This is a genomic window from Thermococcus sp. 5-4 (assembly GCF_002197185.1).
Classification (GTDB): Archaea; Methanobacteriota_B; Thermococci; order Thermococcales; family Thermococcaceae; genus Thermococcus; species Thermococcus radiotolerans.
This window is the reverse complement of record NZ_CP021848.1, coordinates 426561-441820: the sequence shown is the minus strand read 5'-3', so window position 1 is coordinate 441820 and position 15260 is coordinate 426561. Positions and strand designations below refer to the sequence as shown.

The window sequence follows — 15260 nt, the reverse complement described above, 5'->3', positions numbered from 1 at the left end:
CGTACACGCGCCGGGTGAAGCCCGAGCTTAGGAGGGGAGCCGGGGATGATACTCCTCGTACCCATCGGAAGGATTGATGGGCGGGTGATTGAGGCGGTGAGGGAGTTCGTCGGTTCTTACTACACCTCCCTAGGCCTCCCCGTCGCGGTGAGTGATGCCCTTCCCGAGGACCTGTTCTCCGACGCTTACAACCCCCTGAGACGCCAGTACCTTGGGAGGAGGTTCTTGCCCGCGCTCTCCGAAGTGGGAAGGAAGAGGAGAGCGCGCGCCGTCCTCGGGATAACCAACCTCGACCTCTACGAGGAGGGGCTGAACTTCATTTTTGGCCTCGCACATTCTGGACTCGGGGCGGCGGTTATCTCGACGTTCAGGCTCAGGCCCGAATTCTACGGAGATGCCCCGGACGAGAGGCTCTTCGTCGAGAGGACAATCAAGGAAGCCATGCACGAGCTGGGGCACGTTTTTGGTTTAGGACACTGCCCTGATGAGCGGTGCGTCATGCACTTCTCAAACTCCATAGTTGACACGGACATCAAGGAACCCATTTACTGTCCTGCCTGTCTCAGGAGGCTTAAGAAAAACCTGGAGGTTGGGTTATGATAGAGATTGAGGTTAAGGGTTACGCGAACGAGGCAGTGTTTGAGCGCGTTAGGGAGAACTTCAAGCTGATACGGAAGGAGTATCACGAGGACACCTACTTCAGGCATCCGTGCAGGGATTTCGCCGAAACCGATGAAGCCCTCAGGATAAGGATAAGACGCTTCAACGGGCACTTCGAGGCGTTCCTCACTTACAAGGGGCCGAAGATAGACCAGAACTCGAAGACCCGGATGGAGATAGAGGTCCCGATAAGCGACCCCGACAAGCACACGGAGATACTCAGAAACCTAGGTTTCGAGGAGGTTCTCACCATAGAGAAGACCCGAGAAAAGTACTACGTGGACAAGGGCATCATAATAGACCTCGACGAGGTGAACGGTCTTGGAAAGTTCATTGAGATCGAGGCCCTAGCCGAGGGGAAAGAGGTCGTCGAGGAAACGGTGAAGATACTCCGTGAGATTCTGGAGTCCCTGGGAGTCGAGCGGTTCGAGAGACGCTCCTACCTGGAGCTAATGCTCGAAAGGGAGGTGGAGCATGGGGAGGCTGGATGAGTTCTTCAAGTCACTGGGCGAGAAAAGGAGGAAGAGGTCAGAGCTGGATGTTCTCGAGGAGATAGAGGGCCTCATAGGGATAGGAGAAATCGAGCAGGCGGTTGAATTAATCGGGGATATTGAGGGCGAATCCAACAGGTTTCTGGCCCTGAGGATGATCCTGCGCTCGGTTATGGAAAGATTAACGGAGTTGAAGCGCTCAGAGGGCGAAGCGGATACGGGACTCGAAAACATGAGGGAAACTGTCAAGACCCTGATACCCCTCGTCAACTCCCTCATCAATCCACGTTACAGGGCCATACTCCTCGGAGACCTGGCGGTTCTATTCTACCACCTCAACGATGAACTCAACGGCGACATAGCCCTTCGAACCGCGATAAACCTTGCCAAGGAGAGTGCCGACATAATTCGGGACATTCTCATGGGGCTCGTGAACGCGGGCCTGCTGAGGAAGGCGGGCTACGCCATGAAGATGGTTCGCGAGCCGGAGAAGCTCGACGTCGTGCTCGTGCACTTGGCGGAGATGTTCTACCGCGCTGGCGACGTCCGGAGGGCAAAGTTGATAATCGAGCACATCTCCAACCCGTTCCACCGGGCGATGGCACTCTACTACCTCGCCGAGGTGGAGGGAGAGCGGAACAGGGAGGAGGCGCTGAAGATACTGGACGCGGCATTCAAGATTGCAGATAAGGTGGAAGACCCCGACGCTAGGTTCGAGCTCATGCTCAAGCTCTACGACCTCAAATACGCGCTCCTTGGGAAGGCGCTCACCCTGGAGGATATCCTATCCCGGAGAGAAGCTCCTCCTCAGTGATTGCCGGTCCCTTCAGCATACCCCTCTTCCTGAGCTCGTGGGATATCTCGAGGCTTGGGGGAAGCTTCACACCTAGTCTCTTCAGCGTCTCGGCCTCCTCGGCTATCTCCCTGGGGGTTCCCTCCAGGACAATTTCTCCGCCCGCCATGACCAGCACCCTGTCGGCGAAGCGGAGGATGTAGTCGGTGTGATGCTCGACCAGAACCACCGTGATGCCGTGCTCCTTCCGAAGGAGGGAAACGAGTCCCAGGACTTCCTTCCGTCCTACGGGGTCAAGCTGGGACGTCGGTTCGTCCAGAACAAGCACGGCCGGCTCCATGGCCAGAACTGCGGCTATGGCCAGCCTCTGCTGCTGTCCCCCGCTCAGGTTGGGCGGAAACTCTTTCTCAAGTCCCCTCAGTCCGGTTACCTCCAGCGCCCACCGGAGCCTTCTGAGTATCTCGTTTCTATCGAATCCCAGATTTTCAAGGCCGAAGGCTATCTCCTCCTCGACGGTCATGTTGAAGAGCTGGCTCTCGGGATTCTGGAGGACAAGGCCGACGAGCGTTGAGAGCTTCGCCACGGGTGTTTCCTTGGTGTTGTACTCCTCCCCGGTCTCCGGGTCCCTGACTATGACATCGCCCGAGAAGTCGCCTTTTATCGAGTTGGGAATCACGCCGTTGAGGGTCAGGCAGAGCGTGGATTTTCCACTTCCGCTCGGCCCTATTATTCCGAGGAGCTCCCCCTGCCTAACCTTGAAGCTCACGTTCTTCAGCGAGTACTCCCTCGCCCGCCTGTACCTGAAACTGAGGTTCTCCACGCTTATGACGTTCATTTCCTCGTCACCACCCTCGGGGCGAGGAAGAACACGCTTATGATGAACACGAGGGTCGAGAATATCTCCAGCCTTCCAATCCACATGTGAAGTATGAGGAGGATTTTGAGGTCAACCGGCAGTGTGGGCGAGGTTATACCGATGCTGAGACCAACGTTGCCCTGGGCGGAGGCGACCTCGAAGAAAGAATCCGTCAGGCTCGTGCCGAGGCGAAGCATCGTGTAGAGCGTGCCTATGAGAAGGAAGGCGAAGTACGTCATCGTGAAGCTCATGACCTCCTGAATGTCCTCCTCGCTGAAGAGGTAGTTGCCCACTTTCCTCTTGATGACGGCACCCTTGGGCAGTATGGCGCTCTGGAGGGTCCACTTGAGGCTCTCGTACATCAGTATGACACGTATGAGCTTTATACCACCCGCGGTGCTTCCGGCGCCGCCGCCGATGACCATAAGGATGCCCAGTATGAACTTGCCAAGCTCCGGGTACTTGCTCAGGTCAGCGATTCCGAATCCGGTACAGGTTATGGCCGAAACTGCGTGGAAAACCGCCTGCCGGAGGGCGTCGCCTATGCCATCCCCGACCTGGGTGAGGCTGAGGGCTATCACGGCTATCGCGGGGAACAGGAATATGAACATGTACCTGACTTGAACGTCCTCGAAGAAGGGCTTGAGGTGCCTGTCCCTGAAGAGCCTGTAGTGAACCGTGAAGTTGACGGCACCCATTATCATGAGGAATATCGTGACGGCCTCTATGGAGGTGCTGTTGAAGTAGCCGATGCTCAGGTCGTGGCTGCTCATACCACCGGTTCCAAGGCCGGTCATGGAGTGTATGACGGCATCGAAGAGGGGCATGCCGTTGATGTAGTAGAGGTAAACGCCGACCAGCGTGAGAACCAGGTATATCTGGAAGATGACCTTCGATGTGTTCACCAGGTTGGGGACTATCCTCTCGCTCCTCGCCTCGGCGCGGTATAGCCTGGCCGCCGCGACGCCGGGGCGGATGAGAACCGTCAGTGCAACCAGCACGATACCGATTCCACCGAGCCACTGCATCCACGCGCGCCAGAAGAGGAGTATGTGGGGGTAGCTCTCAAGGTGACTCATCATGGTGAGGCCCGTTCCGGTCCACGCGCTCATGCTCTCAAAGTAGGAATCCACAAAGGGCATGTTGGCTATGTAGATGAACGGTATAACGCTTATGAACGACGCGAAGAGCCAGGTGAAGGCGGCCGAGACCATGGCCTGTCTGAGGTTAACGTCCTCAACCTTTCCCATGTGCCTCGCGAGCCACGCGCCGAGCAGAATGGAGAACACTCCGGGGAGGGCAAAGTACACAACGTAGTTGATTTCATCGGGGTAGAACCACACCAGCAACACTGGGAAGAGGTACGCCAGTCCCACACCCTGCAGGATCGCCCCGATGAGATTCTTAACCACGAAGATGTCGTCCGAGATGTTGATGTACTTTCTGAGCTCTAGCATGGGCCCACCGTAGAGGTAGGGTCTGCATTAAATAAAAGGTTTTTCCCGGAGTGGAAAGGTTTAAGGGGTAATAGGGCCTTCTTATGGCGGTGATAGAAAGTGGACGAGAGAGAGGCACTCATAAAGGCAGGGGAGATAGCACGTCAGGTGAAGAAGGAAGTCGCCGACATGATAAAGCCAGGGGCAAAGCTCTACGACATCGCGGAGTTCGTGGAGAGGCGCATAGTCGAACTCGGTGGAAAGCCCGCTTTCCCGTGCAATCTGGCTATAAACGAAATCGCTGCCCACTACACGCCGTACAAGGGCGACGATAGCGTCCTCAAGGAAGGAGACTACCTCAAGGTTGACCTCGGCGTTCACGTGGACGGATACATAGCGGACACAGCCATGACGTTCAGGGTTGGAATGGAAGAGGACGACCTGATGGCCGCCTCCAAGGAGGCACTTGAGAACGCCATAAGCGTGATACGCGCTGGCGTCAAAATCAGCGAGATTGGAAAGGCAATAGAGGAGACCATACGCGGTTACGGCTTCAATCCAATAGTCAACCTCAGCGGCCACAAAATAGACCGCTACAAGCTCCACGCGGGGGTAAGCATCCCCAACATATACCGCCCCAACGACAGCTACGTCCTCAAGGAGGGGGACGTCATCGCAATAGAGCCCTTCGCGACCACCGGTGCCGGACAGGTCATAGAGGTTCCGCCGGCGCTCATATTCATGCACATCCGCGACAGGCCGGTGAGGATGGCCCAGGCCAGGAGGCTTCTCATGCACATAAAGAGGGAGTACAACGGCCTTCCCTTCGCCTACCGCTGGCTCCAGGGCTTCATGCCGGAGGGTCAGCTCAAGCTCGCCCTGGCTCAGCTCGACAGGGCCGGAGCGATTTACAGCTATCAGATACTGAGGGAGGTTCGCGGCGGTCTGGTGAGCCAGTTCGAGCACACCGTCATCGTGGAAAAGGACGGGGCGTACATAACGACCTGAGCAAGCTTTTAGAAAAAGCTTGAGCAAAAGTCAAAATTCCGTGAAATATGGGCGGGAGAGTTGCATCTCCTTTTCAATTTTAGCGGTAAGTTTGGGGGTTTTATTCAAACACGCGGCTTGACTGGGGTTTCACTCATTTCAACGTCCAAAGGACGTTCTACACAAGGAAACACAATAAGAAGTATGAAAATTTGGAGAGCAACCCCCCAAGGGGCTCGGCAGTTTAAGGGGAGATGCGAACTTTGGTCAAACTTTGCGCAGGCAAAGTTTGAGTGGCGCCGGGGCAGGGATTTGAACCCTGGTGCGCAGCGCGCACGGGATCTCGAGTCCCGCGCCTTCCCAGGCTAGGCTACCCCGGCGCGATGGAGAGTTCTCGCGGGAGTTTTATAAATCTTTCCGCGAAAGATTTATTAACCTGAGTTAACTAAAAGCTCTCGGTTGCAAAGGTTTAAATTATCGGCCGCCCTAATAATAAGTGAAAAGGAGGTGGCAGAAATGGTCGGTATTCTTGTGCAGGAGGTTATGACCGACAGGTTCCAGAAAATAGACATCGACGCCCCGCTTTCTGAGGCGATCGGAATTTTTGAGAAGGAAGACCCCGACCTTATTCTGGTCTTCGACGGAAACCTGTACAAGGGAGTCCTGACCCAGGACCTGATAGTACGCTCCCACCTCAAGTGGGACCCAACCAAGGCCAAGGTTAGGGACGTCTACAAGACCGCTCCGGTTATCAAGCCGGATGAGGACCTTAGCAAGGCCGCCAAGCTCATGATTGAGGTTGACCTGCGCTCCCTCCCGGTTGGGGAGAGCAAGGCTGAAATCATAGGAGTTATAAGCGATATGGAGCTCCTCAACAGGATCGTTAAGGAGGAGTTCGGGGAAAAGAAAGTCGAGGACTTCATGACGAAGGACGTTATAACCCTGAAGCCCGACGACACGGTCGCAAAGGCGCTCGCAACGATGCGCGACCACGCGATCTCAAGGATACCCGTGGTCAACGAGGAGGGAAGGCTCGAAGGCCTCGTTACCCTGCACGACCTGATAATAAGGTTCATCAAACCCCGCTTCAAGGCCCAGTACGGAGAGGTCGCCGGTGAAAAGATACCGCCCTTCAGCATGCAGCTCCGCGACGTGATGATAAGGGGTGTTATAACCATACCCGCCGAGGCAACGCTGAGGGACGCCGTCAAGACGATGATGGACAACGACATAGACGGACTGGTCGTCGTTGACGAGGGCAACAGGGTCAGGGGAATCCTCACCGTCAAGGACATGCTCCTGCCAATCTCAAGGATGGTTGAGAAGGAGGTCCGCTTCTACCTCCAGCTCGGCGGAGACGCGGATGTGCTCAGCGACTTCACGAGGGAGAGGATAATCGAGGACGTGAGGCGCTTCGTTGACGGCTACGAAGACCTTCTCGGCCAGGAGGGCATAATCTACCTCTACATCAGGCGCTTCAACGAGCGCTTCAGGGGAGTGCACCTCTACCAGGCCAGAATGCGCGTCGTCACCGACAGGGGAGTGTTCATAGCAACCGGAGAAACATGGGGTGCGATACAGGCAGTTCACGACGCACTCAGGGCCATCGAGAGACAGCTCCTCCAGAAGGCGGAGCTTGAAAAGGATACCCACTACTACAAGCGCTTCCTTGAGAAGATGGGACTCGATTGAGGGGGTTTATCCCCCCGGAAATTCCCTTTCTAAAATTCTTCTCTGGGTTCTGTCGAGTGTTCCGGGGTCAACCACCAGGATCAGCGTTCCGCCCGCGACGAGAACGTGGTCCTTCACGTTGAGGAGGAACTTAAGGGCGTTTTCAAAGCCGTTCTCCACGATCAGGTACTCAACGGCATCGATGTAAACAACCCTGTATCCGCTCTCGACGGCCTTGGCTATCAGGTCGGTCAGTATGTCTATCTTGGTGGGGCTTATGGCGTATATCTCGGGGGATTTGTGTATCTGCCCCTCCATAACCCTGGTGACCCAGAAAACTAGGGCGCTGGGGTGAACTTTACCGACTATGGAGTCTATGTTCTCTCGGGTTATCATCACAAGGTTTGAGGCCTCCTCGATACTGCCGAATTTCTCCGAGGCCTTCTCCTTTGAGGGACAGAGGTAGGCACCGGGGGGAATATTTCTCTTTGGCACTGGGGGGACCCTGGCTGGTGGAAACGGTATGAACACGAACTTAACCGCCCCCACCGCGGCCATGATGCGGAAGAGCGCACCCAGGAAAAAGCCAATGGGGGTAAACCACTCTATGTGACGGGTGATCGGGTAGGTCAGGTTCAGTACACCCAGGAGCATCAACCCTATAGGAAACAGCGAGTCTATACTGCGGTCGGATATCTCCTTTTCCCTCAGAATCATGCCGAAATATATCAGGGCGGCGCCGTAGACGAGGGATGGAAACGTGGACTCGATGAAAAAGTTGTCGTGGAATACGTTGGCGGCCAGCAGAAACAGCCACACGTATGACAGCACCAGGAGCACGGAGATGGCAACCACGTGCTTGAACTTGCTCGTGCCGTATTTGAGGTGGAGGGCCCCCCAGATCAACAGCGTCGCTATGAAGAAGTTGGGTATCTTTGAGGCGATCCTGTAGGCATCGTGGGCGATCTCGATGCCGAGGGGTCCAAAAATGTAGCTCTCTATGTCCAGGGCATTGATAAGAAAGGCGGCCGTCAGAAGCATCCAGCTCTTTTCTCTCGTCTGATACGTTTTGTAAAACACCGCAAAGAACAGCACCCACCTGGAGATAAAATTAACTATGGAGATGGGGTCGTGCCAGTTCATCTCGTCATCACCGTTTTCTCCTGCTTCGCCACCACGAGGCTCCCGCTTGGAACGTTTCTGTCAACTATCACGCCCGGCCCGACGAAGGAGTTGCTCCCTATCTTCCTACCAGGATAAATGCTAACGTTTATGCCCACCTTGACGTTGTGACCTATTATCGCCCCGAGCTTCCTCCTTCCGGAGTCCTCGAGCTTGCCCTTTATCTCGACCTTTATCGTGCCCTTGTCGTGCCTCAGGTTTGCCGTGATAGTGCCGGCGCCGAGGTTAGTGTTCTCCCCGATTATCGAGTCCCCGACGTAGTTGAGGTGCGGAGCGTTGGAGTTGTCCATTATGATGGAGTTCTTGACCTCCACGGCGTTGCCTATGTGGCAGTTGTCGCCTATGCTGGTGTACGGTCTTATGAAGCAGTTCGGTCCGATGCGGGAGTTCCTGCCTATCTTAACCGGTCCGATTATGTAGGCCCCGCTCCTCACGACCGTACCCTCCCCGATCTCAACCGGGGGAACCACCGTGGCGCCTTCCTCCACGATACCCCTGATGCTGTGTTTGAGCTTGTTCTTGAGGAGGTATTCGTTCAGCTCCAGCATGTTCCATGGCCTGCCAACGTCGTTCCAGTAGCCGGAATAGACGGCGTAGGTTACTCTCCTTCCGGCATCCAGCATCAAGTTGAGCGTGTCTGTTATCTCGTACTCCCCGCGCTTGCTGAGGGGAGTTTTCTTGATGAAGTGGAAGACGTCTGGTTTGAAGATGTAGACCCCAAGGTTCGCGTAGCCCGCGACCCTGCCGGGCTTTTCCTTAACGGCCGTAACTAGGTTTTCCTTGACCTCGATCTTGCCGAAATGGCTCAAATCATCGAACTCCTTGACGAGCAGCGCAGCATCGGCCCTTTCCCTTCTGAAGGCACTCACGAGCTCCTTCACACCGTCTATCTCGAAGTATATGTCCCCGTTCGCAACTATGAACTCCTCGTCCCCGATCAACTTGCCCGCCGATTCTATGGCCTTGGCCGTTCCGTCCCCAGGGAGCTGTTCGACGTACGTTATCGGCTTTCCGTTGAACTCGTCCCCGAGGGCGGCCATCAGCTTCTCCTTCTCGTAGCGGACGACTAAGATGAACTCGTCCACGAAGGGATCGAGGTTCTCAAGCACGTACTCGATTATCGCCCTGTTTGCGACCTTGAGCATAACCTTTGGCCTGTCATCCGTCAGTGGGCGTAGCCTCTCACCCTTCCCGGCTGCGAGAACGACGGCCTTCATAGAATCACCCCCAGCAGGTAAACAGCGATGGCGATTGAGCCGAAGATGACCAGAAAACCCCTCTGACCGATGGACTCCGAGAGCCTTACGAGGGCTTTCATCGTTACGATGCTGACGACGAACGCGGCGAGGAAAGCTGTGAACAGCAGCGAAACCGGGAGCGCTGGCTCCCAGCCACCGAGGAACGCGAGCTTCATGACAAAGTACACGGGGGCCACGATAAAACTCAGCTCAAGGGCCCGCCTCACGCTTATGCCTGTACACAGAAGACCCAGGAGAACCAGTCCGCTCCTGGAAAGACCGCCAAGGAGTGTGATCCCCTGCGAGAGGCCGGATATTATTGCATCGAGGAGAGTTGCTTCCCCCTTTTCCTCTCGAATACGGCTCTCCAGCCCCTTAAAGGGTGCCCCCGACTTCGTACCCGCGAGCAGACCGAGGATGATTATCACAACGCCAATCGCGGCGTTTACCATGTCGGAGGTCCGGGGGCCGATGACGTCCCTGATCTCGGCGAGTATGGGATAACCGAGGAGAACCGTGAAGATGGCGGCGTAGAGAAGATACCTCGTGTCAGAATCGAAGCTCTTTCGGAGGGCGTTCTGGGAACCGAGGGCTATCTTCTCCTTGAAGTAGAAGAGAACCGCGAAGGTAACCCCCAGATAGGCGGGCACTAGGTAGTCCACGTAGGCCGGATCGATGTTGTGAAGGAGGTTTGAGACGAAGTATCCCTCGGGGCTGATGGAAAGCCAAGACGAGAGTGCAACGACGATACCTGAAACCAAGGGGGCTACGTATTCACCGATGTTAACCATGGCAACCACACCAAGGGTTTTAATTCCCCAGAACATAAACTTTTCGAGGGGTCGTGATGAAACTGACCGTGATATACGAAAACCATGCCGGGTTTAGAAAGGGCCTCCTCGGCGCCCACGGCTTTTCAGCGCTCGTTGAGCACGGAGGAACCAGGGTTCTCGTCGATACAGGCACGGATGGGAGCGTGCTCCTCCACAACATGGGGGAGCTGGGAATCGACGTGGACGGGATAGACTTCCTCTTCATCACCCACGGGCACTACGACCACACGGGGGGAATGAAGGCCTTCCTCGAAGCCAGAACGAAGCAGTTGAAGGTCATAGGCCATCCGGAAATCTTCAGGAACAGGATAGCCCTGAAACCCAAAAGAAGGGACATCGGCATCCCGTTCAGCAGGGAGGAACTTGAAGGACTGGGAGCGGAGTTCGTTCTCAGGAAAGAGCCCTTCGAGTTCGCACCGGGGTTCTGGAGTTCGGGGGAGATACTCAGGCGCACGTGGGACAGGGCGGTGGGCTACGTTGAAAGGGACGGAAAACTGGAGAGGGACTCCGTTCCGGATGACATGGCGCTGATAATCGACCTCGGCGATGGGGCCGCCGTTGTCACCGGCTGCGGTCACTCGGGGGTTCTGAACATAGCGTGGCACGCGGAGGACGTGAGCGGGAGGCCGGTCAGAGCGCTGATAGGAGGCCTTCATCTCAACGGTGCCAAGAGGGAAATTCTCAACGAAGTCGCCGAGAGAATAGAGGCCGAACGGCTCTACGCCGGCCACTGCACTGGCATTGACTCCTACGCGTACCTAAAGGCCATGCTCGGTGAGAGGATAGAGCCGCTGCACGTAGGCAAGACCATCGAGCTTTAGCGAACCTTTAAATACCCAGCCGAAAAGCCCAACATCGCGAGAGAAAAGGAGAGGTGGGAGAGATGAAGAACCCGTTCGAAAAAATGCCGACCGTGCTTACCGCTGACGAGCTCATCGACAAGGCCTTCAGGAGGGCCGAGAAAGCCGCATCGGCCTTCACGCCCAAGGGAGGTCCGAGGGCAAAGGCGAGGCAGAGGGAGGAGCTCCGCGTAAGAACAGTCTCAAACGTGGTGAGGGACAACCTCAGAAAGCTCCTGGACAGAACGCCGGGCGTTTCGGAGCTGCCAGCGTTCTACAGGGAACTGGTTGACACGCTCGTTGACAGGGACCAGTTTCACCGCTCCCTTGCGAGGGTCAACTGGGCGATAAAGACGATAAGGAACCTGGAGCAGAGGTACGTTGAAAAGATACGGTACTCCAGGGACCCGGATGAGATAGCCCGGCTCAGAAGGGCCTTCTACGGCCGCGTTGCTGACGTTCTCAGGGACATAGCCGACGACCTTGAGTACCTCAACCAGGCGAGGAACGTGCTGAAGGATTTGCCGGTCGTTGACCTTGAGCTCCCAACCGTCGTCATAGCCGGTCACCCCAACGTGGGCAAGTCAACCCTGCTGCGGGCGTTAACCAACGCCAGACCCGAGGTTGCCACATACCCGTTCACGACCAAGGGCATAAACGTTGGCCAGTTCGAGGAGCACTACCTCAAGTACCAGGTTATAGACACGCCCGGCCTTCTAGACAGGCCGCTGAGCGAGAGGAACGAGGTCGAGAGGCAGGCCATCCTGGCGCTCAAGCACCTCGGAAAGGTCATCGTCTACATCTTCGACCCCAGCGAGTACTGCGGCTACCCCATTGAGGAGCAGACCCACCTGTTCGAGGAAATCTACGCCGAGTTCGGCGAGTTCCCCTTCATCGTAGTCCTCAACAAGGTGGACATAGCCGACGAGGAGAAGATTAGAAAGGTAGAAGAGTTCGTCAGAGCTAAAGGCCTTGAACCCCTCAGAATCTCGGCGCTCAACGGGGAAGGCATTGAAGAGCTGAAGGAGCGAGTCATAGAGCTCGTAAAACCCATGGTCGAGGAGCAGGCGAGGAGAATAATGGAGAAGGAACTGAGGAAGTACCGGGAAGAGCTGGAGCTCTGACCTTTTCTTTCCTATCGCTGAGTTCTATATCCCTAGAAAGCGGGAGTTAAATACCGGTCAATGGCAAATTCGAGAGAAAAGCTCAAATTGAAGAGAAAAGAATTCAGGCGCTCTCTTCCTTGATGAGAACGGCGTTGACAACGCCGTCCTGGCCGGGCCTGCTGGTGACGATGGCCTTGCCGGCCTCGGTCTCGATGATGGCGCCCTTGGTGATGATGTTCCTCCTGACGTACTGCCTGTTGGCCGGGTTCTGGATGACGCTGATTATCTTAACCTTCTTGCCCTTGCCGTTCTCGAAGACGTTGGCGTAGAGGGCCTCGATGAGCCTGACCTTCCTGTTTCCGCCGTAGGTTCTGATTATCTTCTTCTTTTCCCTGTCCTCACCGACCTTGGTGAAAGCCGGCTCCCTTCCAAGCTCCCTCTTCCTCTTCTTCCTAGCGAGGATAATCCTTCCGCCTGAAGGCTTCTTGAGTGACCTTCCCTGCCATATAGCCATTTATCTCACCTCATGAGCTTAATACTCAACCTATCGCCACTTTGGGGGGTTCGTTTATAAGCTTTTCTGGAAGGATTTTTAAATACTCTCCCCCATTACTCCATCAGGTGGTGGCATGGGAGCGATCGACGCCTTCACGAACGCATTCTCACTGGTCCTCAGGAACAAGAGACTCTACCTGCTTGTGCTGGTCATGAGCCTCATGATGGCCCCGCTGGGGGCGTACCTGATCCCCAGCGACCTCGGCTACGAGTACAATCAAACGAGCATGCAGAAGGGAAACGTCATCATCGAGGAGTACGGAACGCCAATAGGCGAAGACGAGATGGGCATGATCATGGAGCTTCTCAAGGGACTCGCAATCTACTCGGTTATCGCCATCGTAGTCGGGGCAATCTTCGAATACGGCGTTACGAAAGGAATCTTCATGCACATAAAGGGCGAGGAGTACTCCCTAACCGGCATTCTGATGGACGGGCTGAGGCACTTCCCGGGGGTAATCCTGATAAACTTCGTCTACGGCCTCATAATGATAGTCTTCATAGCCCTCGCCGCGATTCCAATAGCCCTGGGAGCCGTTCTGATGCCAGCGGGAATCGTGCTCGTGTTCCTCGGCCTGCTCCTGATGCTCTTTGTCCTAGCCTTCACCGTTGGCCTCTCTGCCCTTGCAATTCCCTTCTACGTGGATAGAGGGAGCATCGGGGCGGCCTTCGAGGCCTTTGGAGTGGCATTCAGGAACGTCATCTCAACAACCGGTTTCGGTGTCCTTCTTGGGGTTGGAGTGGTCGCCATTATGATGGTGGCGAGTCCGATAGCCTTCGTGACACAGATGGCCCTTCCGGGGAACATAGCACCGTACGTCTCGGCGTTCCTCCAGGCACCCTTCGACGCCCTGCTGTATCTCTTCCTGTGGGCGGCCGGAGTGGCGTTCTACAAGGAAATCCAGAGGATGGAAGAACTGAAAAAAGTTGATGAAGAGCTACGTGAGCTCGGGATAGAGGTTTAAGCCCCGTACTTCTTTTCTTTTGCGGCCTTGACGAGCCCCCTGAAGACCGGTGCCGGATTCATCGGCCTGGACTTGAACTCTGGGTGGAACTGGGTTGCTATGAAGTACCTCTTATCCGGAAGCTCAAGTATCTCCATCCTCCTCTCGTCGTCCCCGGCTATTCCGCTGAAGACCAAGCCGGCTTTCTCAAACTTCTCTATGTACTCCGGGTTGACCTCCCAGCGGTGCCTGTGGCGCTCGTAGATCAGCTCCTTTCCGTAGATCCCCCTCGCAAGGGTTCCGGGCTTTACCTTGACGGGGTAGGCACCGAGGCGCATCGTTCCGCCGAGCTTGTCGAGGCCCCTCTGTTCCGGCATCAGGTCAACGACGGGGTGCGGTGTCTGGGGGTCAATCTCGGTGGAGTGTGCACCCTTCAGCCCCAGAACGTTGCGCGCAAACTCAACAACCGTGAGCTGGAAGCCAAAGCATATCCCAAGGAAAGGTATGTCGTTCTCCCTTGCGTAGCGGGCCGCGAGCATCTTGCCCTCGGTTCCGCGCGCCCCGAAGCCGCCGGGAACTATTATGCCGTCAACGCCTTCGAGGAGCTTTGTTCCGCTCTTCTCGAGGTCTTCCGCCTCGATCCAGCGTATCCTCACCTTCACGCCGTTGGCGACGCTCGAGTGCTTTAACGCCTCCTTTATGCTGAGGTACGAATCGGCAAGCTTGACGTACTTGCCCACCACAGCGATCTCAACTGTGTCCTCCAGGGACTTGTACCTCTCGACCATCTCGCGCCAGGCATCGAGTTCGGGCTCCCTCTCGGGAAGGCCGAGCCTCTTGGTGATGTACCTAGCCAAACCTTCCCTCTCGAGCATGAGCGGAACCTCGTAGGTGTCTTCAACGTCGTAGGCGCTTATGACGGCCTCCGGCGGGACGTTGGTGAAGAGGCTTATCTTCCTCCTGGCGCTCTCCTCGAGCGGATCCTCCGAGCGGGCCACTATAGCATCGGGCTGGATTCCAAGGCTCCTAAGCTCCTTAACGCTGTGCTGGGTCGGCTTCGTCTTCTGCTCGCCAACGACCTTGAGCTTCGGCACGTAGGTAACGTGAACGAAAGCGACGTTCTCCCTTCCCTCCTCGAGCTGCATCTGACGGGCAGCCTCAAGGAAGGGCATGCTCTCTATGTCGCCGACGGTTCCGCCGATCTCGACGACAACGACGTCGTGGTCGCGAGCTATCTCCCTTATGCGTTCCTTTATCTCGTTGGTGATGTGAGGGATAACCTGAACGGTCGCACCCAGGTAGTCGCCCCTGCGCTCCTTTTCAATGACCGCAGAATATACCTTCCCAGTGGTTATGTTGTGGTCAAAACTCAGGCTGGTGTCCAGAAAGCGCTCGTAGTTGCCAAGGTCGAGGTCAACCTCGCCGCCGTCGTCGAGGACGAACACTTCACCGTGCTGGTAGGGGTTCATAGTTCCGGCGTCGTAGTTGAGGTAGGGGTCTATCTTGATGTTGGTCGTTCTGAAGCCCCTCGCCTTCATGAGCATTCCAAGGGAAGCGCTGGTTATACCCTTTCCAAGACCGCTGACGACACCACCAGTGACGAATATGAACTTTGTCATGGCAAAACCTCCACCGGTTATGTCGTTGGTTGATTGGTGAGTGCTTAAAA

At 56.0% G+C, this 15260-nt stretch carries 15 protein-coding genes and 1 tRNA gene; 8 read left to right on the top strand and 8 right to left on the bottom strand.

Annotated elements, in window-relative coordinates:
* Nucleotides 1–45: 45 nt before the first annotated feature.
* From CDI07_RS02495 to CDI07_RS02485, 3 genes are read left to right on the top strand one after another with little or no spacing between them, the layout of a single operon-like run.
* Entirely contained in the window at nt 46–600 is a 555-nt protein-coding gene (locus CDI07_RS02495; RefSeq protein WP_088180099.1) for an archaemetzincin family Zn-dependent metalloprotease, read from the top strand.
* Nucleotides 597–1151, top strand: coding sequence for a class IV adenylate cyclase (cyaB, locus tag CDI07_RS02490; RefSeq protein ID WP_088180098.1), 555 nt, complete (start codon nt 597–599; stop codon nt 1149–1151). Before CDI07_RS02495 ends, cyaB begins: the two co-directional genes overlap by 4 nt.
* On the top strand, nt 1135–1965 hold the full coding sequence (locus CDI07_RS02485) for a hypothetical protein (RefSeq protein ID WP_088180097.1): 831 nt from the start codon (nt 1135–1137) through the stop codon (nt 1963–1965). Before cyaB ends, CDI07_RS02485 begins: the two co-directional genes overlap by 17 nt.
* On the opposite strand, the gene CDI07_RS02480 is transcribed toward CDI07_RS02485, so the two are convergent.
* Nucleotides 1919–2779 (bottom strand): energy-coupling factor ABC transporter ATP-binding protein, encoded by an 861-nt coding sequence (locus tag CDI07_RS02480; protein WP_088180096.1) that lies wholly within the window; start codon nt 2777–2779, stop codon nt 1919–1921. The two genes, CDI07_RS02485 and CDI07_RS02480, sit on opposite strands and share 47 nt — an antisense overlap.
* Nucleotides 2776–4257, bottom strand: a complete 1482-nt coding sequence (locus CDI07_RS02475; protein ID WP_088180095.1) for a TrkH family potassium uptake protein — start codon at nt 4255–4257, stop codon at nt 2776–2778. Before CDI07_RS02475 ends, CDI07_RS02480 begins: the two co-directional genes overlap by 4 nt.
* A gap of 99 nt (nt 4258–4356) precedes the next feature.
* On the opposite strand from CDI07_RS02475, the gene map reads away from it, so the two are divergent.
* Nucleotides 4357–5244: a type II methionyl aminopeptidase gene (gene map, locus CDI07_RS02470; protein WP_088180094.1), complete on the top strand. Its 888-nt coding sequence runs from the start codon at nt 4357–4359 to the stop codon at nt 5242–5244.
* Nucleotides 5245–5517: 273 nt separating this feature from the next.
* Here the strand turns inward: map and CDI07_RS02465 are convergent.
* A tRNA-Ser gene (locus tag CDI07_RS02465) sits at nt 5518–5603 on the bottom strand.
* Nucleotides 5604–5739: 136 nt separating this feature from the next.
* Here CDI07_RS02465 and CDI07_RS02460 point away from each other — a divergent pair.
* Nucleotides 5740–6915 carry a CBS domain-containing protein gene (locus CDI07_RS02460; RefSeq protein WP_088180093.1) on the top strand — a complete coding sequence of 392 codons (1176 nt, stop codon included), beginning with the start codon at nt 5740–5742 and terminating at the stop codon, nt 6913–6915.
* Nucleotides 6916–6921: 6 nt separating this feature from the next.
* On the opposite strand, the gene CDI07_RS02455 is transcribed toward CDI07_RS02460, so the two are convergent.
* The 3 genes from CDI07_RS02455 to CDI07_RS02445 are packed head-to-tail and all read right to left on the bottom strand — an operon-like array spanning nt 6922 to nt 10105.
* Complete coding sequence (locus CDI07_RS02455) at nt 6922–8037, bottom strand: DUF835 domain-containing protein (protein ID WP_088180092.1); 1116 nt, start codon at nt 8035–8037, stop codon at nt 6922–6924.
* On the bottom strand, nt 8034–9293 hold the full coding sequence (gene glmU, locus CDI07_RS02450) for a bifunctional sugar-1-phosphate nucleotidylyltransferase/acetyltransferase (protein ID WP_088180091.1): 1260 nt from the start codon (nt 9291–9293) through the stop codon (nt 8034–8036). The genes CDI07_RS02455 and glmU overlap by 4 nt, the downstream gene beginning before the upstream one ends.
* Complete coding sequence (locus tag CDI07_RS02445; RefSeq protein ID WP_088180090.1) at nt 9290–10105, bottom strand: undecaprenyl-diphosphate phosphatase; 816 nt, start codon at nt 10103–10105, stop codon at nt 9290–9292. Before CDI07_RS02445 ends, glmU begins: the two co-directional genes overlap by 4 nt.
* Nucleotides 10106–10161: 56 nt before the next feature.
* Here CDI07_RS02445 and CDI07_RS02440 point away from each other — a divergent pair, with 56 nt between their 5' ends.
* Together CDI07_RS02440 and CDI07_RS02435 are read left to right on the top strand one after the other, a co-directional pair.
* Complete coding sequence (locus tag CDI07_RS02440; protein ID WP_088180089.1) at nt 10162–10968, top strand: MBL fold metallo-hydrolase; 807 nt, start codon at nt 10162–10164, stop codon at nt 10966–10968.
* 62 nt (nt 10969–11030) lie between these two features.
* Nucleotides 11031–12110: an NOG1 family protein gene (locus CDI07_RS02435; RefSeq protein ID WP_088180088.1), complete on the top strand. Its 1080-nt coding sequence runs from the start codon at nt 11031–11033 to the stop codon at nt 12108–12110.
* A 103-nt stretch (nt 12111–12213) separates the two neighbouring features.
* Here the strand turns inward: CDI07_RS02435 and CDI07_RS02430 are convergent, their stop codons facing one another.
* On the bottom strand, nt 12214–12606 hold the full coding sequence (locus tag CDI07_RS02430; RefSeq protein ID WP_088180087.1) for a 30S ribosomal protein S8e: 393 nt from the start codon (nt 12604–12606) through the stop codon (nt 12214–12216).
* Nucleotides 12607–12721: 115 nt separating this feature from the next.
* Here CDI07_RS02430 and CDI07_RS02425 point away from each other — a divergent pair, with 115 nt between their 5' ends.
* Nucleotides 12722–13612 carry a hypothetical protein gene (locus CDI07_RS02425; protein WP_088180086.1) on the top strand — a complete coding sequence of 297 codons (891 nt, stop codon included), beginning with the start codon at nt 12722–12724 and terminating at the stop codon, nt 13610–13612.
* On the opposite strand, the gene CDI07_RS02420 is transcribed toward CDI07_RS02425, so the two are convergent.
* Entirely contained in the window at nt 13609–15210 is a 1602-nt protein-coding gene (locus CDI07_RS02420; protein WP_088180085.1) for a CTP synthase, read from the bottom strand. The two genes, CDI07_RS02425 and CDI07_RS02420, sit on opposite strands and share 4 nt — an antisense overlap.
* Between the last annotated feature and the right edge of the window lie 50 nt (nt 15211–15260).